This is a genomic window from Anaerovibrio lipolyticus LB2005 (assembly GCF_000621545.1).
Lineage (GTDB): Bacteria > Bacillota > Negativicutes > Selenomonadales > Selenomonadaceae > Anaerovibrio > Anaerovibrio lipolyticus_A.
This window is the reverse complement of the sequence record NZ_JHYA01000018.1, coordinates 1-18,809: the sequence shown is the minus strand read 5'-3', so window position 1 is coordinate 18,809 and position 18,809 is coordinate 1. Positions and strand designations below refer to the sequence as shown.

General features: G+C 41.3%; 26 protein-coding genes. 8 read left to right on the top strand and 18 right to left on the bottom strand.

Going from position 1 to position 18,809, the window contains the following annotated elements:
• Window positions 1-161: 161 nt before the first annotated feature.
• The 6 genes from T355_RS0111750 to T355_RS14355 all read right to left on the bottom strand — a co-directional run bounded on the left by T355_RS0111750 (window position 162) and on the right by T355_RS14355 (window position 4,569).
• Complete coding sequence (locus T355_RS0111750) at window positions 162-599, bottom strand: Nif11-like leader peptide family natural product precursor (protein WP_027397921.1); 438 nt, start codon at window positions 597-599, stop codon at window positions 162-164.
• Between the two features lie 181 nt (window positions 600-780).
• Window positions 781-984, bottom strand: a complete 204-nt coding sequence (locus tag T355_RS0111745) for a hypothetical protein (RefSeq protein ID WP_027397920.1) — start codon at window positions 982-984, stop codon at window positions 781-783.
• Window positions 985-1,018: 34 nt separating this feature from the next.
• A complete protein-coding gene (locus T355_RS0111740; RefSeq protein ID WP_027397919.1) occupies window positions 1,019-1,645 on the bottom strand; it encodes a hypothetical protein in 627 nt (208 codons plus the stop codon).
• A 159-nt stretch (window positions 1,646-1,804) separates the two neighbouring features.
• The gene (locus T355_RS0111735; protein ID WP_027397918.1) at window positions 1,805-2,035 is read right to left on the bottom strand and encodes a hypothetical protein; all 231 of its coding nucleotides are present in this window, start codon (window positions 2,033-2,035) and stop codon (window positions 1,805-1,807) included.
• Window positions 2,036-2,705: 670 nt separating this feature from the next.
• Window positions 2,706-3,902 carry a tyrosine-type recombinase/integrase gene (locus T355_RS0111725; RefSeq protein WP_027397917.1) on the bottom strand — a complete coding sequence of 399 codons (1,197 nt, stop codon included), beginning with the start codon at window positions 3,900-3,902 and terminating at the stop codon, window positions 2,706-2,708.
• A 367-nt stretch (window positions 3,903-4,269) separates the two neighbouring features.
• Window positions 4,270-4,569, bottom strand: coding sequence for a helix-turn-helix domain-containing protein (locus T355_RS14355; RefSeq protein ID WP_071997209.1), 300 nt, complete (start codon window positions 4,567-4,569; stop codon window positions 4,270-4,272).
• A 235-nt stretch (window positions 4,570-4,804) separates the two neighbouring features.
• Here T355_RS14355 and T355_RS0111715 point away from each other — a divergent pair, with 235 nt between their 5' ends.
• From T355_RS0111715 to T355_RS14345, 6 genes are all read left to right on the top strand, one after another.
• A complete protein-coding gene (locus T355_RS0111715) occupies window positions 4,805-5,161 on the top strand; it encodes a helix-turn-helix transcriptional regulator (RefSeq protein WP_027397916.1) in 357 nt (118 codons plus the stop codon).
• A 2-nt stretch (window positions 5,162-5,163) separates the two neighbouring features.
• A complete protein-coding gene (locus T355_RS0111710; protein WP_027397915.1) occupies window positions 5,164-5,502 on the top strand; it encodes a helix-turn-helix domain-containing protein in 339 nt (112 codons plus the stop codon).
• A gap of 130 nt (window positions 5,503-5,632) precedes the next feature.
• Window positions 5,633-6,202 carry an N-acetylmuramoyl-L-alanine amidase family protein gene (locus tag T355_RS0111705; RefSeq protein WP_027397914.1) on the top strand — a complete coding sequence of 190 codons (570 nt, stop codon included), beginning with the start codon at window positions 5,633-5,635 and terminating at the stop codon, window positions 6,200-6,202.
• 5 nt (window positions 6,203-6,207) lie between these two features.
• Window positions 6,208-7,056, top strand: coding sequence for a GIY-YIG nuclease family protein (locus T355_RS14350; protein ID WP_051555563.1), 849 nt, complete (start codon window positions 6,208-6,210; stop codon window positions 7,054-7,056).
• Between the two features lie 458 nt (window positions 7,057-7,514).
• The gene (locus T355_RS15330; protein WP_155851728.1) at window positions 7,515-7,676 is read left to right on the top strand and encodes a hypothetical protein; all 162 of its coding nucleotides are present in this window, start codon (window positions 7,515-7,517) and stop codon (window positions 7,674-7,676) included.
• A 96-nt stretch (window positions 7,677-7,772) separates the two neighbouring features.
• The gene (locus T355_RS14345) at window positions 7,773-8,138 is read left to right on the top strand and encodes a bactofilin family protein (RefSeq protein ID WP_051555562.1); all 366 of its coding nucleotides are present in this window, start codon (window positions 7,773-7,775) and stop codon (window positions 8,136-8,138) included.
• Between the two features lie 275 nt (window positions 8,139-8,413).
• On the opposite strand, the gene T355_RS0111685 is transcribed toward T355_RS14345, so the two are convergent.
• From T355_RS0111685 to T355_RS0111645, 7 genes are all read right to left on the bottom strand, one after another.
• On the bottom strand, window positions 8,414-8,920 hold the full coding sequence (locus T355_RS0111685; protein ID WP_027397913.1) for a hypothetical protein: 507 nt from the start codon (window positions 8,918-8,920) through the stop codon (window positions 8,414-8,416).
• A gap of 359 nt (window positions 8,921-9,279) precedes the next feature.
• Window positions 9,280-9,642, bottom strand: coding sequence for a hypothetical protein (locus T355_RS15325; protein WP_027397936.1), 363 nt, complete (start codon window positions 9,640-9,642; stop codon window positions 9,280-9,282).
• Window positions 9,643-11,248: 1,606 nt separating this feature from the next.
• On the bottom strand, window positions 11,249-11,734 hold the full coding sequence (locus T355_RS0111665; RefSeq protein ID WP_027397909.1) for a hypothetical protein: 486 nt from the start codon (window positions 11,732-11,734) through the stop codon (window positions 11,249-11,251).
• Window positions 11,735-11,746: 12 nt separating this feature from the next.
• Entirely contained in the window at window positions 11,747-12,127 is a 381-nt protein-coding gene (locus T355_RS0111660; protein ID WP_027397908.1) for a PH domain-containing protein, read from the bottom strand.
• A gap of 15 nt (window positions 12,128-12,142) precedes the next feature.
• A complete protein-coding gene (locus T355_RS0111655) occupies window positions 12,143-12,946 on the bottom strand; it encodes a hypothetical protein (protein ID WP_027397907.1) in 804 nt (267 codons plus the stop codon).
• On the bottom strand, window positions 12,943-13,713 hold the full coding sequence (locus T355_RS0111650; protein ID WP_027397906.1) for a hypothetical protein: 771 nt from the start codon (window positions 13,711-13,713) through the stop codon (window positions 12,943-12,945). Before T355_RS0111650 ends, T355_RS0111655 begins: the two co-directional genes overlap by 4 nt.
• A gap of 7 nt (window positions 13,714-13,720) precedes the next feature.
• On the bottom strand, window positions 13,721-14,329 hold the full coding sequence (locus tag T355_RS0111645) for a HEPN family nuclease (RefSeq protein WP_027397905.1): 609 nt from the start codon (window positions 14,327-14,329) through the stop codon (window positions 13,721-13,723).
• A gap of 366 nt (window positions 14,330-14,695) precedes the next feature.
• On the opposite strand from T355_RS0111645, the gene T355_RS0111640 reads away from it, so the two are divergent.
• A complete protein-coding gene (locus tag T355_RS0111640) occupies window positions 14,696-14,950 on the top strand; it encodes a DUF4405 domain-containing protein (protein WP_027397904.1) in 255 nt (84 codons plus the stop codon).
• Window positions 14,951-14,975: 25 nt separating this feature from the next.
• Here T355_RS0111640 and T355_RS0111635 read toward each other — a convergent pair whose 3' ends face one another.
• Complete coding sequence (locus T355_RS0111635; protein ID WP_027397903.1) at window positions 14,976-15,407, bottom strand: hypothetical protein; 432 nt, start codon at window positions 15,405-15,407, stop codon at window positions 14,976-14,978.
• Window positions 15,408-15,412: 5 nt separating this feature from the next.
• On the bottom strand, window positions 15,413-15,913 hold the full coding sequence (locus T355_RS0111630) for a hypothetical protein (RefSeq protein WP_155851727.1): 501 nt from the start codon (window positions 15,911-15,913) through the stop codon (window positions 15,413-15,415).
• 87 nt (window positions 15,914-16,000) lie between these two features.
• On the opposite strand from T355_RS0111630, the gene T355_RS0111625 reads away from it, so the two are divergent.
• A complete protein-coding gene (locus T355_RS0111625) occupies window positions 16,001-16,351 on the top strand; it encodes a hypothetical protein (RefSeq protein WP_027397901.1) in 351 nt (116 codons plus the stop codon).
• Window positions 16,352-16,409: 58 nt separating this feature from the next.
• On the opposite strand, the gene T355_RS14340 is transcribed toward T355_RS0111625, so the two are convergent.
• The 3 genes from T355_RS14340 to T355_RS0111610 all read right to left on the bottom strand — a co-directional run bounded on the left by T355_RS14340 (window position 16,410) and on the right by T355_RS0111610 (window position 18,582).
• Window positions 16,410-17,198, bottom strand: coding sequence for an Rpn family recombination-promoting nuclease/putative transposase (locus tag T355_RS14340; protein ID WP_037330154.1), 789 nt, complete (start codon window positions 17,196-17,198; stop codon window positions 16,410-16,412).
• A gap of 68 nt (window positions 17,199-17,266) precedes the next feature.
• Window positions 17,267-17,515 carry a helix-turn-helix domain-containing protein gene (locus T355_RS14335; RefSeq protein WP_051555561.1) on the bottom strand — a complete coding sequence of 83 codons (249 nt, stop codon included), beginning with the start codon at window positions 17,513-17,515 and terminating at the stop codon, window positions 17,267-17,269.
• Between the two features lie 641 nt (window positions 17,516-18,156).
• Complete coding sequence (locus T355_RS0111610) at window positions 18,157-18,582, bottom strand: Nif11 family protein (RefSeq protein ID WP_027397900.1); 426 nt, start codon at window positions 18,580-18,582, stop codon at window positions 18,157-18,159.
• Between the last annotated feature and the right edge of the window lie 227 nt (window positions 18,583-18,809).

The window sequence follows — 18,809 nt, the reverse complement described above, 5'->3', positions numbered from 1 at the left end:
ATGTATTCCTCCTTAGTATTTAAATATTGTTGTTTACTCTTGTCCTTTATATCCATGAGAGAATAAAAGTGTTATCTCTTTTTTATTTTTCTGCAAAAAATTTGGTTTTCCTGCAATAAAAGAGCAGTCCATAATGAACTGCTCTCATAGACTAAAGCTCGTTATTGACTTTCGCCTCCAATTGGGCCATCGGAACCACCCAGGAGGAAGCAATAGGCCGTGTTCCCTTTTCTCTCAGTCTTACCAAATCCAAAACCAAGAAAAGCACAGTACGCGACTGGTTTGGAACTTTCACCATCACCACCACCAGCCATTCTAGCTCTACCACCGGCCACCTGATCAAGCTCGTCCTCAGAAAGATTCATGTTCTTCATCTGCTCCTGCTCGTATTCCTTCAATTCCTCAAGGGTAAATGGCAGCCCAACTTCCTTTGCCAGCGGAATAATAATGGCATCAACTGCCTTTTCACGCATAGCAGCGTCATCTGTAGAAGCCCCGTTCTTCTCTGCGAAATCCTTGTCTAGAGCATTGAGCTTTTCAGCCAAAGCTGCGTCCTGGGCCAACTTCTCATAAAACTTTCCTACATTTTCCTTTGCCATAATGTATTCCTCCTTAGTATTTAAATATTGTTGTTTACTCTTTGTCCTTTATATCCATGAGAGAATAAAAGTGTTATCTCTTTTTTACTTTTCTGCAAAAAATTTGGTTTTCCTGCAATAATGGAGCCTTCTTAAATTGAGAAGGCCCCGTTTTCATCTAAGTTTTTTTGATGGATTAAAATTACTTAATCATACTTTCAGTAGGGTCACCGATAATAGTAGGGTCCTTTCCACCCAGCTTTGGTCTTGGAACCTTTCCATCATTATTTGGCTTCGTGATATCAATGGTAGGGGATAAAATATCCAAATCTCCCTGACCAACGTTCCCAGCGTTGCCGCCTGATACCTTATCCATCTCGTCAATGTTCATCTTCTTGTTTTCCATTTGAAATTCCTCCTTTTGGGTCCTTGCTGTTTATTTACTTCTTATTCATAGTAGCCGCACCGTGAACGGCATTTGCAATATCAATAGCACCGCCGGCTATAACAAGAGCACCAGCTCCTGCACCGACTCCGGTGGCACACATTGCTGTACCGATGGCCACAGCTGCCACACCGCTAACTGTGTTTACTATGAGCTTTGATCTCTTTTTTGCATCGGCACTGATTGGAAGCTTATCTACCACACAGTTAACGCCTTTACCGACAAAGCCGAATACAGCACTGAGTGGAACTCCGCCAGCAACCTTATCCAGTTCCTCATCGGTGAGCTTATTAGGATCCTTCTCCACGAATACCTTCTCATGGAAGTTCTTCAGGAAAAGATTTGCATATACAGTGCGGAACTCATCAAACTCTTCCTTGGTATATTTGCCTGGAACAGCAGCAGTAGCAGCTTCGTAAGACTTATCGGTGTCATAGACATTCATAACTGCATCAAACAGTTCTGTATCCTCGCTGAGTCTATCAGCCAGTTTCTTAATGTCATCATTCTTAAAAGCCTTTTCCACGCGATCTTCCGGCATATCCTGAATGCACTTTAGTAACTTCTCACCATCAATAGCTTCCTGAATAACCTGAATCTTGTCATTGTTTAATACTGTCATAATGAACGCCTCCCTTATTGTGTGTTTGTATTTGTTTTTCTTTGTCCTTTATATCCATGAGAGTATAAAAGTGTTATCCTTTTTTTATTTTTCTGCAAAAATTTGGATTTCCTGCAAAAACGGAGCCTTCTCCGTTTTTATCTAAGCTGTTTTAATCGATTAAACTCTCTTAATCCCAAAGGTCAAGTTAGGATCCTCGATAATAGTAGGGTCCTTTTCACCCAGCTTTGGGCCAGGAACCTTGGTATTATCTTGTGGTGGAAGAACGTCCTTAAGGATTTTAGGCTGTAGAGGCTCTAATACATCATTTGGAGTATCATGAAGCATGCCGCCAGCCACCTTGTCCATTTCATCCATGTTCATTGCGTTGTTCTTCTTCATCTCAGTCATTTTTAAGCTCCCCTTTCTGTGTGGTTGTTTGTTTTTCTTTGTCCTTTATATCCATGAGGGGATAAAAGTGTTATAGATTTTTAAAAAAATGGGTATAAAAGGAAGCCCCCTATTTCCCGTCTGCCCTGCTCGTAGTACAGTGTCCAGATAAAAGAGTATGGTCTGGAAATCCGCAAGGAACACTTATAAGCAGTCTTTTTATTTTGGCCGTACACCCCAAATACAGCCAAAATACACCCAAGTACACCCACAAAAAATTCCCCTTTTGGGCAAAAATCTTCAATTCCCCACTTTGGCATCACATAGGGAAAAAAATTGGGATGGTGTTGTTTCGTGATGTGGCGTGTTATTCCAAGTGCAGACAAAGTACAGACAAATGGCACTTTTAGGGGTAAAACAAAAAGGCTCCCGATTACTCGGAAGCCTTGATTTTACTGTGGTGCCGAAGGCCGGACTCGAACCGGCACGTATTTGCATACGGCAGATTTTGAGTCGATGACGAACACATGCTCGTATATATCAATTCGTGTTGTGTAGCATAAAAATGCAGTAATATCATGGTTTTATCTGCTGTACTATATATCGTGTCATATTGTTTGGTTGTGTTCTAAATTATGCTAGTTGCAACCCCTATTGCAACCCCCATTCCCCACTTCTGAGAAAATTCACATCAGATAATATCATCAAATCTCTCGTCAAGGAACTGGTCAATGGCAGCCACATCTTCTTCCTGCATATGGGTATAAGTATCAAGGGTGATCTGGATATTGCTGTGTCCCAGCTGGCTCTGAATATCCTTGAAATCAAGGCGGTGGCTGGACTTCATGCTGGTGGCCATATCATGACGAAGCATATGGAAGGTGGTCTTTATATCCAGCTCCCGGCATACCCTTGAATAAAGGCTGGAGAACACATCCGGGTTATAATACCGCCCGTCATTGGTGGTAAATACCATTTCCGGATGCTCCCACTTCTTGGAAGCCAGGCGGAGAATGTTCTGCTCCTTCCTGTATTTCAGTAGTTCACGGCAATAAGGTGGTGGAAGATAAAGGCTTCTGACACTTGTTGCGCTCTTGGTGCGGTCAATATATACATTGCGCCGCCCGGTTTTTTCATCCTTGTTGCCAATGCCCATGGCCTTATCAATGGTAACATGGCCGAAAAGTACACCGTTTTCATCCTTCTCCAGCTTGAAGCTGTCCCAGGTCAGGGCCAGCAGCTCACTTCTTCTAAGGCCCGTGATAAACACTGTAAATATGGCCAGCTTCCAGCCATAAAAGCCTGCATTGTAGCCAAGCAATGCTTTCCAAGTTTCCTTTGTCGGCTTAACAAACTTCTTCTTGGGTGGCTTTGACGGAAGCTCCAGAAATTCCGCCGGATTGTCCACAATAAGATGATCCCTTCTGGCCCGTTCAAAGGCCTGCTTTATTACAGTACGGAAATACTGACAGGTGCGGTAATGGTCTTTGCCTATTTTGTGAAAGATAATATTTTGAAGGTCAATGGTCTGCACCTTTTCCAGCTTCATGTTTCCAATAGCTTTAATGCAGATATCTATTACACTTTTGTAGGATACCTGGGTATTTTCCCGCAGCTTTGGAATCTTGTAGACCTCAAACCACTTGTCCAGCCATTCCTTGACTGTGATTTTATTGGCATCGAAGCTGATATTATGGGAGTATTTCTCCACCAGCTCCTTACGGACGGCCAAGGCTTCCTTCTGGGTACTGCAATATTTTGTGTCCCTTTTCAGTATGCCCGTTTCCGGATCATTGCCCACCGTCACCTGAACAACCCACTTCTGCTTTTCCTTATTGAAAAAGACAGAGCCTTCACTGTTTCCCCGGGATTTTGTTTTTTGCGCCATTAGTCTTCTCCTTTCTGTACCTCATATAAAACTGTTCGGTTTATTTTGTTCTGTATCTAAGTACAAAACATTTAAAAATAAATCCACAAGAAGATAATACACAGCTGGTGGATAAGTCCCCCAATACTGTGGAAAACCCTATAATACTTGTGGATAAACTTGTTTATAACTCAGCTCTGCGGTACCCACTGTGGTACATTTGTGGTATATGGTGTGGTACCTACTGTGGTATGCACTGTGGTATACATTGTGGTCCATTATGGACCGCAGCGAACCCGTCAGCCCTTTATTTATGTGGGTTTGCGGGGCCCCTAATATAAGATAATACTATATAAGATAAGATTAATAGTAATAGGGCGGCTGGATATTACTTTTTCAGACCATTAACAAGAGTCTTGATGGTTTCCCTCTGCTCAGGGGACAGCTCCCGTATGGCAGCGGTAAGCTCCACCAGCTCCGGGTCCGGCTCGTGGCCTACCAGATACTCTACCGAAATATTGTAATACTCCGCCAGCTTGCAGAGCATTTCCAGAGGCGGTTTAGAAGAATTTCTCTCATAGTTGTTCAGTGTAGATTTTGGAATTTCCAACTCTTTGGCAGCGTCACCAAGAGATAATCTCTTGTTGTCCACTCTTAGCCTTTTTAATTTTTCACCAAAAGTTGTCATTAAAATTTGACCTCCGTTTTCGTGTTGTATCGTGTCATTTCATGTTATTTCATATCATTTCGTGTTGTCTGATATAAATATACCATATTTGAACACGTTTTGTATAGTAGTGTTTTTTAAAAAAATATAAATTATGTGGACACGGGCCATTTCGTGTGATATATTTGTGTTGTAATTGAACACGGTATATTTTGTATTGTGTTACGATTGAGTATTTTAATAAGGGGTATAAACAATGAACAACAATGAAGAATTTTTGGATGCCATCAAGGACTATCTGGCCATGAAGGACGAGGAGGTATTGGCCGCCAACAACAGGGTCTTAAAACTTGTAAAAAATAATGAACCAACGGAAAAAGTTACCATGGAACCAAAAGCCATGGATGAAATCGATATTCTGTTTGTTGATGTTAAAGAATTTAAAAAAGTCACCGGCCTGTCTGAATACTATGTCCGCCGTATGCTGAAAATAAAGGATTTTCCAAAATTAAGATGTGGGCGCAAAATCAAGATTCCTCTCAGTGCCGCCCAGAAGTGGCTGCTGGAACGCTGTGGGGATATGGATTTTGTAATTCCTGCACTTCATGGCTGATTATGGCGGGGAAGGACGGCAAGGGCTGGATCAGGGAAATAAAGCAATTTTATATAGCCCACAACAGCGACAGGATAAGCGCCAATGCCCAGGCCTTGTGGCATTATCTCATGTATAAGGCCAATGAAAACTGGTGGAATTATCCTTTGTGCCTTTATATTCCCGAAATAGCTTTTGCCTTGAAAATATCACAAACCGCCGTAAAGCGGGCCAGAGAGGAACTAGCCGCCAAGGGGTATATAACGTGGGAGTCCCCCGGTGGCAACAAGTCAGCCAGATACTATGTACTGAGCCGCACCAATGCAATTTATGCCGGACAGACCGGGCCAAAAGAAAACTAAATATTTAAGGCTTATGAGCCCCCGTGAAAAGCGAACCATTTATCCATTCCTTTACATAATCTTATTCTGACGGCTTCTATCCGGGGGCTTAACTATTTACTGTATATTATATGAAAGGAAATGAAACACAATGAAAGTATTTATAAATCCGGGCCATGCGCCAAATGGAAATCCCGATCCTGGGGCCATCAATGAATTTTTCAGAATCCGTGAGTGTGATATGGCTCTTTCCATTGGGGAGCTGGTGAAGCGGTATCTCATAAAGGCGGGCTGCGGGGTGAAGCTCCTGCAGAGCAATAACCTTTACGGGGAATCTGCAGGGGAAAATATCATCCAGAGTGCCAACGACTGGGAGGCGGATATTTTTGTCAGCATCCACTGCAACGCCTTTGATAAAACCGTTCGCGGGGCGGAAACCCTCGTATATGACCTAAAAGGGGAAGGTTATAGGCTTGGAAGGTGCATCCATGCCCAGCTGATAGAAACAATGCAGGATATTGACGGCACCTTCCCGGACAGGGGAATAAGAACCCGCTCCCTTCTGGCGGTGCTCCGCTCCACCATTATGCCCGCAGTGCTGGTGGAAACTGCCTTTATCGACAATGATATTGATGCCCTGCTTTTAATGAACCACCAACAGGAAATAGCTGCAGCTATAGCCAGGGGAATTACTGACTACTGGCAACAGCTCCAAGGGTAATACTTATGAATACTACAGCCAAGACCATCCAAATGCTTTTATATGACGGGGATTTAAGCGGGGTTATGTACATTGAGGACACCTCATGGCAAATAGGGGCCATGTTCTCATCCCCCCGCCAGTCCATTGATGACCTTATTGAAAAGGCGGACTGCAAGCGGTACGGGGTTTACCTTCTCCTGTCTGATGAACAGGTGTATGTGGGACAGGCCCGCGATTTGGAACGAAGAACCCGCCAGCACCTTACAGACAAGGGCTGGTGGAATCATATTATCCTTATGACCACCAAGGATGACAGCTTTAATGCCTCGGATATTGATTATCTGGAATCCAAGCTCATTGAAAAGGCCAAGGATGTGGGCACCGCCTACGTGGACAACCTTAAAAACGGCAATCCCCAGAAGGTTACGGCCTTTCGTGAGGTGGTGCTGGGGCGGTATCTGGAGGAAGCCCTGTTTCTCCTGAAGCTCATCGGGGTTTATGTCTTTGAGCCCATAAGAAGAAAGCGCACCACTCCGCCCCTTCCGGAAGGAAACCTCTCCGTCAGTGACTTTGTAAAAACTGCCCTGATTAACCTTCTGGCTGCGGGGTATGTGTTCAGTGATGGACAGCTTAAGCTCTACGGCTCCGTGGAAGGAAGCAAGGAATACACCCACCGGGCCCTGCCCATTTTGTGGATCCTGAAGGAGGGGGAAACCCGCGACGATGTAAAAAAGAAAATCCGCCAGCGGTACTGGAAGGATATATTTTCCAGCGGCACCCAGCGGTTTTTGATGTTTTCCCAGTGGTTCAGGGACGGCACCAATTACGGGGCACATAAGGATGATTTTATAAGGTGGTATGGGACACTGTAACTTATAAGAAATAAGACCAAAGGCATCTTGTAAAAATATATTAGCCATGTTAGTATTATTTTACACCCTTATTTTATAATTGTTGGTTTTAAACCAACAAGCAGCCAAGCCCTCCAAGCTGGCTAGAAAGAGGCCGTCAAGCGGCTTCTTTTTTTGCTTATCTACACAAGTAATTGCCCATCGTAACTATTCATGTTAAAATTAGGTTATCATATTACTTTCCGTATAACGTTTTCCTTTTATGTGCTACATTTTTGTAGACATTCCTTCCTTCGCCGGTCTGTATGACCGGCTCTTTTTTTGCCTAGTTATCCCCATTCTATACACATTTTACTAAAAATATATACATAATCTGTGGATAATTGTTGTTAGTTGATACTAATAAAATTTACGTTTTAAAAAATCCTATCTTGTAATATAATTAGTTTGACGTAATAATCTCTGGGGAGGTTAATTAGTTGGTAAGATTTGAGGATTGTCAGGATTTAAGTGAGCAAATACATAACAGCCTGATGAAGATTCGGAAGCTGGAATGTGAGATGGCAGAGCTTGACAGGATGCTTGACAATGTGGGGGATAAACTTAATTCTGTTGACCACTTCATAATTCTAGAAATTTAATATTGAGCAACACCTTGCAACAGCAGGGTGTCTTTTTTTCCAGACTGCTTTTAGCTATATTACTGCTTACTGTTTATATGGATGGGAGGCCATTATATGTTCGGTATTATGAAAACTGTTTCTGAGGTTACAAGTAAAGAAATAAAAACCATCATTGATAAAGACACACACATTGTTGGTAACATCAATGGTGATGGTAGTCTGCGGGTTGATGGCACCGTGGATGGTGATATTACTCTTGATGGCTGTGTATTTATAGGGGAATCCGGGCGTGTCAATGGCAGCATAACAGCGGATGAACTTACCATATCCGGTATTGTGGATGGAAATGTTATTATCAGCAAACGACTGTCTATCTATGCTGACGGACAGCTTACTGGTGACATAAGTGCTGGCAGTCTCAGTGTTGAAGCTGGGGGACATTTTAATGGCTATTGCAATATGAGCCCTGCCTTGGCCTGATATTGCCAAAAATTGCTTAATATGATTTGTTAAACTGACACTTAAAATTATAATCTACATACAACTCCCAAATGTTTAACAAGTCATAAATAAAATGCTTTGCTCTTTATGGGCAAAGCATTTTTTATGCTAATAATCACAAAAGTTTATCCACATAACTATTAACAGCTGTGTATTATTTTGTATTATTCTGTCTGTATCTTTGTCCATTTAGCACGGAAATACTATTATTCCCACAAAAAAGGAGCTGTTACAGCCCCCTTTTGCACATATATTTATTTCACCGTGAAATGCTCCTGCCCATAATAGCATTCTTGGCGATACCATTCCGGCAACCCAGCCTTACGATATTGCTTGTTGGACAGTCTTGCCAGCTGGAAGTTATCTATATTCTCCATATCTATGTTATGGATTGCGGTGCGATAAAGCCTGTAATGTGCTATGCACTTAAAATGCTTGTCCCCATGGACAATATTTGAACTGTCCTCACCAATTACTATTTCGATGTAATTAAAATTCATATGTTCATAGTCTTTGGAATAAGCCTTTTTGAACATTTTGGCCGCCAGATCATCACACTGTTCCTCAGTGGGATATTTAGCGTAGCCCAAAATCACCTCAACGGATGACTGCTGGGAATTTATACTGATACTGGTAAATTTGTCATTATCCAGGGCTATCTTTTCAAGGGATTTCTCCAGGGATACAGCACCGCATCCGGTAAGGAGCAGCGCAAAAGCACAACATGATATTAAGGAAATTATCCTGTAAAATTTATGCATCCATGTCACCCCCTTATAAATTCCATATATTTACTATATATATTCTATACAGTATGTTAAAAATCCTTTCCATAATGGAATAGTTGCATCACATAATCATCTGTGGTAAAATTTTTTTAAATAAACTTCCATTCCATTTGCTGGTCCTCCCAGCAAATATTAAAGCCGGTCCTCCATGCCGGCTTTTCCCTAAAAAAACTTCCTACCTTTATATAGGGGTACTCAATATAACTCATTGCTGGTCCCACACCAGCAGGAAAAAGACTGGTCTTTGACTTTGGACTGGTCTTTTTTCTTTTGCCCAAAACTAAAGGGCCATTCTCTGATCTGAGAACAGCCCCGTGATTATTATTTAGTTTTCACCAAATACCATTTTTTTCTTGCTCTCTTACCCATTCCTTCGCGCTATCCTTAGTGAGGTTGGTTTTACTTATAAAGATGCCCACTTCCCTGTCATTTGTAAGGTCTTTAAGATAACGCTTACCACAGCCGACAAGTCCTTCCAGTTTATCTCCTTCATAGAGTTCTTCAAATCCGGAATCTACCCATTCCAATTTTCCACAAAAGTAATTGTTATATGAAATAAGAACTGTATTTTTTGTGACTTTATTGTAATATACCACAGTGCTTTCAATGGCAAACGCTACGTTAGAAAAAACGAACATCATCAAAACTACAAGAGGCAATATCTTTTTCATTTTGTCATTCTTAAATCTAGTCATCTTTAGGCTCCCCTTTCTGTGTGGTTGTCTTCTTTGTCCTTTATATCCCCGGAGGTTGAAAAGTGTTATAAAGTTTTTTAGCAATAGGCTAAGTCGTGTCAGAGGGCATATCATCAGATGTGCTCTCTTTTTGTGGCTATGTGTTCTAAGTTGTGCGAATCGGGAAAAAACATTATACCATAATGCAGATAGTGCATACAATTCAGTTTTATGGGTGGGTAGTATGCCGTGGATGCGGATGCGCTCTCTTTTTTTGTCTGTGTGCAGCTGCAGCCACGGCTCTTGGGCGGGGTCGCGAAGCGTGGGCGGCGGGCGGGGTAGTCCCGAAGGGTTCTGCGAGCTGGCTGGAGTGGACATCTTACTTTCGATAAATGTGCTTATCGGAACCATTGGCCCCCAGAGCATAGCCAGGTGTTCAGATAAGCTCTCCGGCGTTTATCGGAAGTAAAATGTTCTGCCTTATGGGGCTGGAGGCTCCTTCCCCGATACAAAAGCGGACGCCCAGAAGGTGACTCCTGCCCATACTCATAGGCCCACACTTGGAGCTGGCACCAAGAAAACATGACTACAATGTATCAAAAAACTGTACTGAAAATTGGTTTTATTTCACTATACAATTAGGTCATGTATAGCAAATTAAAAACTGTACAAAATGGTATTATGTGCCAAAACGTACAGCAGAAAAACCCTATGTATTATGGCAACAAATACTGGAATGTACAGAAGAATGTAGTCGAACCACAGGAAATAAAAACCTTATACTATAAAGTCATGTATTGGAAGGTCTTGGTTCATCCCCGGCTTCGGGGCCTCGTGGGGGGGCCCAAGGAAGCCGTACTTTATTGCGTGGCCATACTCTGGGGATTTCCGCTTTAAATGGCTTCTGCTGTAGCAGAAGGCCACCAACCGCGGAGGGTGAGGCTATAGCCTCAGCTTCCGCTACTCTCCAAGAGATGGTGGGAACATTTTTCGGGGGTAGGATATAGCCCAGCTTTGATGGGATATATGATACCCTCCGGGTACTGCACTTGGAGATGGGTGCGGTGGCTGGAGTGCGCGGACTGTAGAGCAGCCCATCGGGCGGAACGGAAGGGAGCGACAGGACAGCTACCGCCATACTGGCCCAGTAGTAGGCACTGGACAAAATGCCGACAGCTGTGTATGGGTTCTGCTTGCAGGTTCCATACTCTGCTGTTCGGGGCATCACTTAGAGTTGGGGGTTAGCGGTGACTGCTTGCAGTGACCGCCGAACTAGCCCAGTAGTAGGCACTGGCACAATTCCGGCGGTTGGGTATGCTCCCAGCTTTCTTCAGATACTATCAGGGCTTTTCATGGCATAGCCGGAATCCGTGATGTAGGCATGACAGGGAAAGACCTGGGGCCAATGCTGCTGTGGATATACTCTGCCGTCCGGGGCATCTCCTCGAGTCGGTGTTTCAGACGCTGGAGTGTGACTGACCGCACGTATGGGAGGTCTGACACCGCAAGCGGCTCACTTCAATCAAGGCACCCTAGTTTTTAAGAGTGTGGGTGGTCTCCTTCGTACCCCTTATAATGAAAACACCCCTGTCTATTACTTAAAGTAACAAACAGGGGATGAATATATTTAGTGATGGAATCTAAACACAGATACCTTTCTTACAACATTATCTTTAATATAAAATTCCAAAGCTAAATATGGTGGTTTATCTGTGTTCTCATAGGCATCATATGTTAATATATGGTCGTAAAAAAGATTATCTCCATATATAGTATCATCGGGATTACCATAAGTCAGAAGAACATTATTTGCCGGACTTCCGACTGTAATGCCATCAGCTGTTTTAACGCCATTTTGAGCATCTATATATATTTCTTCAAAAGTTGGTGAGCAATAAAAAGACTCTCCAAAAACATAATAAAATTCAGGCTGAGCTTTTGACACACGCTTTATATATACTTTCTTTGCTGGTCCATAAACACTCTCTGCATATTGCAACGAACAACCAGGAGCAAGACCACCTAAAACAATTCTTGAAGCTGAAATTTTTGCAAAACATGTACTAGCAAACAACGAAACAACAACCATTACAAAAAGTATTTTCTTTATCATATTCAGATCTCCTTATTTCAAAATATAGCTTGCCAGCAATCTTTGCAGTTCATAGATATTCAGCTGGGAATTGAAGGTCTTTTCCAACGGAGTCGGCCCCATGCCGGCAATCCAGATTTTAAGCTCTGCATCCAGATCAAAATGGCCTGCGGTTTCAATGCTGAAATGGGTTATATTTTCGTATGGAATGGACATATACTCAATTTTCTTCCCGGTTATTCCCTGAATATCCACCAGTATCAGCCTTTTATTGGTAAAGAGAAACATATCTCTGATAACCTTGTAGGCTTTGTCTATTTTCTCCCCTGGGGCCAGCAGCTGCTGATATTGCTGCTGAGCATCTGCAGTCTTAACCTCAGAAGCATTGCCTAATAATCCATCTAATAATCCCATAGAAAATCCTCCTTTTTATCTCCAGCGTCTTGTTCCGCCACCGGATTGACGGTGGTGTTCTCTGGCTTCCTGTCTATCTACACGATAACCATCATCATCATATTCTTCCCTATAGTTACCTGCTGTATAATATTCCTCATCATAATAAGGGTCATTGCCACTCATCTTGGCCACCCGTTCAGAATAGGTACGATTATATTCAGCCTGAAGCTGTTTATGACGGACTTCCTGGGCGGCTTTTTTAGGTTTTACAACATTTTCATTAATGTCGAAAATCTGACTTCGTAGTGTTAAAACCTTCTTCTTTAACGGTCCACTGTAGTTTTCGGGTATAAGGCCGGCATAATAAAGAAGCATGCTGTTTTTTACAGTAATTCCTTTCTCGATGCCGCCCCATTCAGCAATTATTTCCAGACAATTAGCTGTATAATACAGAGCTTCAGCATTAGGGCATACATCAGCAATAGTAGAGGCACAATCAGTACGTTCACTCATTCTGACGTGATCCGGCGTACCGCCAAAAAATGCTGTGGATGCTTCCTTGGCTTTCTGCTGATCGGGATGGGCAAAATCCATCTCATGGAATATTGCTATCCCTTTTTGATACCCCTCAATAGACCTATTAATAAAACTATACTGCTGCTCTTGTTCTCTGGCCTCTATATCTGCCTTGGTTTCACAGCCAGAACTAGATAAAAGTACAATAAACAGCAGAAAAAGGACATATACTTTTCTCAATTCTATTAAGCGCATCATCTTCAGGTTGCGGGCAAAGGCCGCTGCCCAAAGTTTATTATTGCAGTATGGGTAATCCTTCACGGTGATACCTCGACTAATCTTATTTCATCTAAACATTTATTGACATTATTTATAAATATATCATTTAATTCTTCATTGGTTTTATGCCTTAACTCGCTACATGATAATGGAGCCATAGCTTCTGTTTTTACTTTCCTAAATTCCACTCGGTTATAATATAAAAAATCCGCCGCTCTATTTAATTCAATGTAGGTTGCCCACTGATTATCCTTATTAAATCTGATTTCATTGTATGTTCTATTCCAGTCCAGATTAAAATATCTGGACAATATTTTTTTACAAATAAATTTGTGCCAGCAACTACACCCGCCTTCACTTGTATCAATTCTTACCAGCTTTTTCCCAGGATGATTTCCATCGCAGGAACCATGAGTATTAATACCACATGCGGATATTGCTTTAATATATCTGGCTACAAATGGCTCCAGTATACTCACTGGCACTTTAAAGCCATGTTGTCTATTCCTGAACATTTCCCAGTCATACGCATTTCCTGCTGCTTCACAGCCTCCAACATCTTCTCGATTAAATATATTTTCAATTTTATCCGGATTACTGATTATTATTTTATTACCCTCGATTTGGCCGATGTTATATTTCAAAAATATTCTTTCAAGATATTTTTTATCCAGTACATGTGAATTATCACTTAATGCCAATAAATCATCATCCAGCAAAAATCCTCTGGCCTTTATTACCTCGCGGGCATAGTCTTCCTGAGAATTACACCTGGATTTTATAGTATAAAAAAATTCTTCTTTCCCCATATATCTGTCACCCTAATTTTATGAGATAATCACATACTTCCATAACTACATCTTCTAAATCTGAAACATCGATTTTTAAGGAAAAAAACTCCTGCGGTTTTTTTGAATGTGGAGGTTTTTGGTCCTTAAATACAATAGCGACAATTTGATTTGTTCCACTTATTTTTCCTGATATAGGTTCAATCATTATTCTATAATGAGCCAAAGAATTTCTGATATGGTTAATTATTGCCAATGGAGATTTTTCTTCAGCGTAATATGGTTCAGTAAGATAAGAATAATTATAGGAACCTTCTTTTTCAGCCTTTTCCACGCATTTATATAAAATTGGAAACTCTCTTTTTAAGTCTCGCTCAAACCTAGGAATGTGCTTAAACACATTTGCCTCCGGAAAAACTAGTAATCCGACTACTGAGTTTAAAAGGTCTGTAACCTCATAATATTCCGAAATATCAAATTGTTTATCTGCCATTTCTCTTTCAATATTTTCAACTTTAATCTTTGCCTTGCGTCTTGCATTTTCTGTCTTGGCATACCTTTCTTGCTGATGATAGTAATTTAGCTTGGTTCTATAAGCAAATTCTTTTACAAAATAAATATTTTGAAATTCACTCATGTTCTAATCTCCTTGTATTTTTTGACTTCCCCGCTCTAAGGAAATGTTATTTTACCTATTCTATATTGGATGACAACATTCCTGCAAAATTGAATTATAATAGCCTAGGCTTATTCGACAGGGATATTAATAATTTATACTCTGCCATCCTGGGCACCTTCTCGAGTTGGTGTTTCAGACGCTGGAGTGTGGCTGACCGCACGTATGGGAGGTCTGACACCGTAAGCGGCTCACTTCAATCAAGGCACCATAGTTTTTAAGAGTGTGGGTGGCCTCCTTCGTACCCCTTTATTTTATAATTTCTTTATTTCCAATTTAGATTTGAGTCATATAATATATCCAAAATATAGCAAGGGGGTATCTATTATGAAAAAGAATTATGGGCTTGACTGGCTTCTTTTTATCAGTGGTTTAATTTGCATTGTTACCGGTTTAATGCTTGATTTTCACCTTATTTCTGGTGGCAGAGAAGCAAGGCTATTTTACCGGAACATCCATATTTACAGTGGTTATTTTATGGCTGTTGGACTATTGCTACATTTATTCTGGCACAAGGGCTGGATTTCCATGGCCACAAAGAAGATTTTAGGCCATAAAAATCCCCCTGCTTCAAACCATTAATTAGTTTAAAACAGGGGTTAGAAAGCTATTCAGTTACACATTCCAAGGCTTTATCATAAAGGGCTTCATAAAAACTGCCCTTGTTGATGGTCCGATAATGAAAATCAAAAGGCTCACTTATTGTTGGTGACCACCCGGTTACATTTCCATTTTCATCATAGCCGGTTCCGGAAAGCATTACATATTGTTTAATGCCGTTCTTAGCTCTGAAGGCGAACTTTGCCAAACCATATTTATTATCCAATGTGGTGGTTTTTATCCAACATATCACATTATCCCCAGCAAATCTTAGGTTCACCCTTTGCACTGATGATACATCAATTTCATAATCAACTTCATCAGTTGAAGTCACCCATTCCCATTGGGCAGCCTGGCAAAATGAAATATTTGCATTAGACCACACAAAGGATAACAGCGTGGCCAGAATAAGGGATATCGGTAACTTATAATTTTTCATGCTGACTATTCCCCTAACTTCAAAAGCAATTCCTCAATACTGTTCCCACTGAAGAACACCACTCTTTTCTTCAGCTTCCGGGACCGCTCAATTACCTTGTACCACTGGGCATGGGCCATGTAGTCAGTTTTGATAACAACCACATCCGCCTTGTCCATGATTTTGGCATCAAAGCCGTAATTATCCGCATCCACAATATTATAGTCAGGAGCCGCTTTCTTCAGCTCCGCCTGCCAGTTTGGATGGCCGCCAAAGACAACGGCTTTTAAATTCTTGGCCAGCTCCAGCTTTTTGGCCTTGGTGCCCTCGTCTGCATCCGCAGCAGCTGGGCGGCTGTCATTTTCCTGCAGAATATTTTGCAGGATTTTTATTTGCTCATCTTTAATGGCTGCAGCCTCTGCCAGCTCCCGATTTTTCTTTTTCTCCCGGTCAAGCTCCAACTGTATGGCGTTCAGCTTTTCCTGCTTTATTTTAGCTATGTGCCGCCCCCAAAAAATAAAAAGCACCAACCCAATTTTCTTTTTTTATGAAAGAAGAAAAGCCTTGAAGAAAAGGCCGACCACCGAAACGGCTGGCTGCACTCCCGCTATATTATGCTGGGGAATGTTCCCCTTGGCATATTTGACTATGAAACCTTGGGACGGATACATAAGCCCCAGTTGAAAATTGAGGATGATGGAAACGGCAGCCTAAAATGCCAGTTTGAAATACTGGACGAGGGGTATATTTTCTTCCTCGGTTCCGACCAATGGTATGGCCATACCACCATGCTGGGATATAAACGCTCAAATATGAGTTCTCCATGCGCCCGTGTAGATGATATTGCCGTAAATTCCGTTGCCTTCACCCAGGCACTGGAGCATTTTATAGCAGAACGAGCCATTAAAATCGTGGAAACCCAACGAAAAATAAAAGAAAAATACAAAGAGAAGAAAAGAGCATAGTAAAAGGCGTGCCGCAGCACGCCTTATTTTGATAAATTCTTATTCCCGCCTCTACATATCACAGAAGCGCATTTTTCTTACCGATTTCCTTAATCTGGTCAATAGTCAGGGAGGTATATTTTGCAACCTTTTCTACCGGCAAATTATCCTTCAGCATTTCGATTGCAGCCGCAAAATTTCTTTCCTCAACAGCCTTCTTTTTCTCTTTCTCTATTTCCAAAGCCAAAGTCATATACTCTCGCCTCCATTCTTCGCGGTTCTTCGCCACTACTACCTCGCTGTCAATTTCCTTGGTAAAATCGTCAGCTGGTGCATGGCCATCCATGTAATCAAGGAAAATCTTTAGCGGACCGGCTATATCATCAGCCTCGCCCTTGGTACTGAGGAACATTTTTGTGGTGCCGTCCTCAAGCTCAATGCCATGATTTTCCATGCATAAATTTCTAAAGGTATACTTATGGAGCTTGCCACTAAATACCTCGAAGGTACAGATGAAAATAATAAATGTATTATTCAGATTTTCGTAGTCCTGCCCCTTTTCCAACAGGTCAATGTCTATCAAGGCCTGGTAATATCTGGTGCGCTTTACCAGTTCTTCCATATCCTTGCTGGTCTGCATCTCGATATTGTAAATAGCCCCCTTGTCGTCATTGACATACACATCCATGCGGATGCTCTTGCTGTCCAGACGAACATCAATGGTCTTTTCTTCCTCAGGATAGGAAATATCCTTGATATCTATATTCAGTAGCCGTTCAAGGGTCTGCTTGCAAATGCGCTTGTTACGCATTATCTTTTGGAAAATAAAATTGTCCTGTATGGTCAGTTCATCATAAGATTTGGCCATTACTGCACCTCTCTTTTCTTGCTTAGATTATATCATAAAATAACACAAATAAATAATAAAACAAACACTTAATTCAGCAACCCCTTCGCCTTCACCAAGCGCAGATAATTCGTATAATCAAAAGCTGCATCCAGTATATTATCTACAGTAATCATAAAATAATCTGCCAACAAACACAGCTCATTTAATTCTGGCTCTTTTTCCCCTGACTCCCAGGAATTATAAGTCGCCTCACTTATACCCAGGTCCGCTGCCACATCAGCCGCACTCTCCTTTTTAATTAATCGGAGCCTTTGAAGGTTCCTTGAAAAATCCATAAAACTCACCCACTTGTGTATCCTTTTATTTCCCCTAAAAAAGAATATTCTAGTGGGCATTCAAAAGAGAAAACGTATTTTTAAACTTGCTCATACATTTCACCACCTATGGTCCGAAAGACCTAAATTTCCAACAGTGCCTATTATAACAGCTTAATATTTATTGTCTAGTATACATTTAACATACATAATATAACTAATTTAATATACCTTAATAATTTATATACGCAATTAAACCAATATGCCAAACACTTCCCCAACAATGCGACAACTATTTACCATTACTTAAAATAATAAAGTGTTATTTTTTAAAAAATAGTAATATTTTCTCTTTCTTCTCATTCTCCCCCCTGCCTGTATCCTCCAAAAAACAGGCAGGGGATTTTCATTTTTTGTAATACATACCGTTCTAATCCGTATGTAAGAACAGAAAACAAAATATACAAGGAAAATGTACACCGCCCATCTCCTTCCCCTGTCTGTTTCCTCTCTCCATGAAACAGGCAGGAGATTAAAATATGTGCCCTGACTATCAAAAAAGTCAGGGTATTCTTTTATTCAAAAATATACCTAATGGCACAATAAAAGAGCAGTCCATAATGAACTGCTCTCGTAGTATAAAGATTGCTATTCAGTTATTATCATCCGGCAATTGGACCGTTTGAGCCTCCGAGAACAAAGCAATATGAACTTTTCCCATTTTTATGTCTACTACCAAACCCTACACCAATAAAAGCACAGGCATTGTGACCAGTGCCACTTTTGTCACTATACCCCCTACCTACCCTTTTTCCTCCAGCTACCTGATCCAGCTCATCCTCGGAAAGATTCATTTCCTTCAGCTGCTCCTGCTCATATTCCTTCAATTCCTCAAGGGTAAATGGCAGGCCAACTTCCTTTGCCAGCGGGAGAACGATAGCCTCCGCTGCCTTTTCGCGCATAGCTGCATCATCTGCAGAGCCCTCATTAGTATCAGCAAATTTCTTGTCCATTTCATTGAGCTTTTCAGCCAAAGCTGCGTCCTGGGCCAACTTCTCATAAAACTTTCCTACATTTTCCTTTGCCATAATGTATTCCTCCTTAGTATTTAAATATTGTTGTTTACTCTTGTCCTTTATATCCATGAGAGGATAAAAGTGTTATCTCTTTTTTACTTTTCTGCAAAAAATTTGGTTTTCCTGCAAAAAAGAGCAGTCCACAATGAACTGCTCTCGTAGACTAAAGCTCGTTATTTAGGCATATTCTTCGTCGCAAACACGGCCGTTAGAAAAACCTAATAAGAAGCAGGCAGCTG

Bases quoted from the DNA above. Each gene is read 5' to 3' on its own strand.
- T355_RS0111750 (WP_027397921.1), bottom strand. From the start codon at position 599: ATGGCAAAGGAAAATGTAGGAAAGTTTTATGAGAAGTTGGCCCAGGAC.
- T355_RS0111745 (WP_027397920.1), bottom strand. From the start codon at position 984: ATGGAAAACAAGAAGATGAACATTGACGAGATGGATAAGGTATCAGGC.
- T355_RS0111740 (WP_027397919.1), bottom strand. From the start codon at position 1,645: ATGACAGTATTAAACAATGACAAGATTCAGGTTATTCAGGAAGCTATT.
- T355_RS0111735 (WP_027397918.1), bottom strand. From the start codon at position 2,035: ATGACTGAGATGAAGAAGAACAACGCAATGAACATGGATGAAATGGAC.
- T355_RS0111725 (WP_027397917.1), bottom strand. From the start codon at position 3,902: ATGGCGCAAAAAACAAAATCCCGGGGAAACAGTGAAGGCTCTGTCTTT.
- T355_RS14355 (WP_071997209.1), bottom strand. From the start codon at position 4,569: ATGACAACTTTTGGTGAAAAATTAAAAAGGCTAAGAGTGGACAACAAG.
- T355_RS0111715 (WP_027397916.1), top strand. From the start codon at position 4,805: ATGAACAACAATGAAGAATTTTTGGATGCCATCAAGGACTATCTGGCC.
- T355_RS0111710 (WP_027397915.1), top strand. From the start codon at position 5,164: ATGGCGGGGAAGGACGGCAAGGGCTGGATCAGGGAAATAAAGCAATTT.
- T355_RS0111705 (WP_027397914.1), top strand. From the start codon at position 5,633: ATGAAAGTATTTATAAATCCGGGCCATGCGCCAAATGGAAATCCCGAT.
- T355_RS14350 (WP_051555563.1), top strand. From the start codon at position 6,208: ATGAATACTACAGCCAAGACCATCCAAATGCTTTTATATGACGGGGAT.
- T355_RS14345 (WP_051555562.1), top strand. From the start codon at position 7,773: ATGTTCGGTATTATGAAAACTGTTTCTGAGGTTACAAGTAAAGAAATA.
- T355_RS0111685 (WP_027397913.1), bottom strand. From the start codon at position 8,920: ATGCATAAATTTTACAGGATAATTTCCTTAATATCATGTTGTGCTTTT.
- T355_RS15325 (WP_027397936.1), bottom strand. From the start codon at position 9,642: ATGACTAGATTTAAGAATGACAAAATGAAAAAGATATTGCCTCTTGTA.
- T355_RS0111665 (WP_027397909.1), bottom strand. From the start codon at position 11,734: ATGATAAAGAAAATACTTTTTGTAATGGTTGTTGTTTCGTTGTTTGCT.
- T355_RS0111660 (WP_027397908.1), bottom strand. From the start codon at position 12,127: ATGGGATTATTAGATGGATTATTAGGCAATGCTTCTGAGGTTAAGACT.
- T355_RS0111650 (WP_027397906.1), bottom strand. From the start codon at position 13,713: ATGGGGAAAGAAGAATTTTTTTATACTATAAAATCCAGGTGTAATTCT.
- T355_RS0111645 (WP_027397905.1), bottom strand. From the start codon at position 14,329: ATGAGTGAATTTCAAAATATTTATTTTGTAAAAGAATTTGCTTATAGA.
- T355_RS0111640 (WP_027397904.1), top strand. From the start codon at position 14,696: ATGAAAAAGAATTATGGGCTTGACTGGCTTCTTTTTATCAGTGGTTTA.
- T355_RS0111635 (WP_027397903.1), bottom strand. From the start codon at position 15,407: ATGAAAAATTATAAGTTACCGATATCCCTTATTCTGGCCACGCTGTTA.
- T355_RS0111625 (WP_027397901.1), top strand. From the start codon at position 16,001: ATGCTGGGGAATGTTCCCCTTGGCATATTTGACTATGAAACCTTGGGA.
- T355_RS14340 (WP_037330154.1), bottom strand. From the start codon at position 17,198: ATGGCCAAATCTTATGATGAACTGACCATACAGGACAATTTTATTTTC.
- T355_RS14335 (WP_051555561.1), bottom strand. From the start codon at position 17,515: ATGGATTTTTCAAGGAACCTTCAAAGGCTCCGATTAATTAAAAAGGAG.
- T355_RS0111610 (WP_027397900.1), bottom strand. From the start codon at position 18,582: ATGGCAAAGGAAAATGTAGGAAAGTTTTATGAGAAGTTGGCCCAGGAC.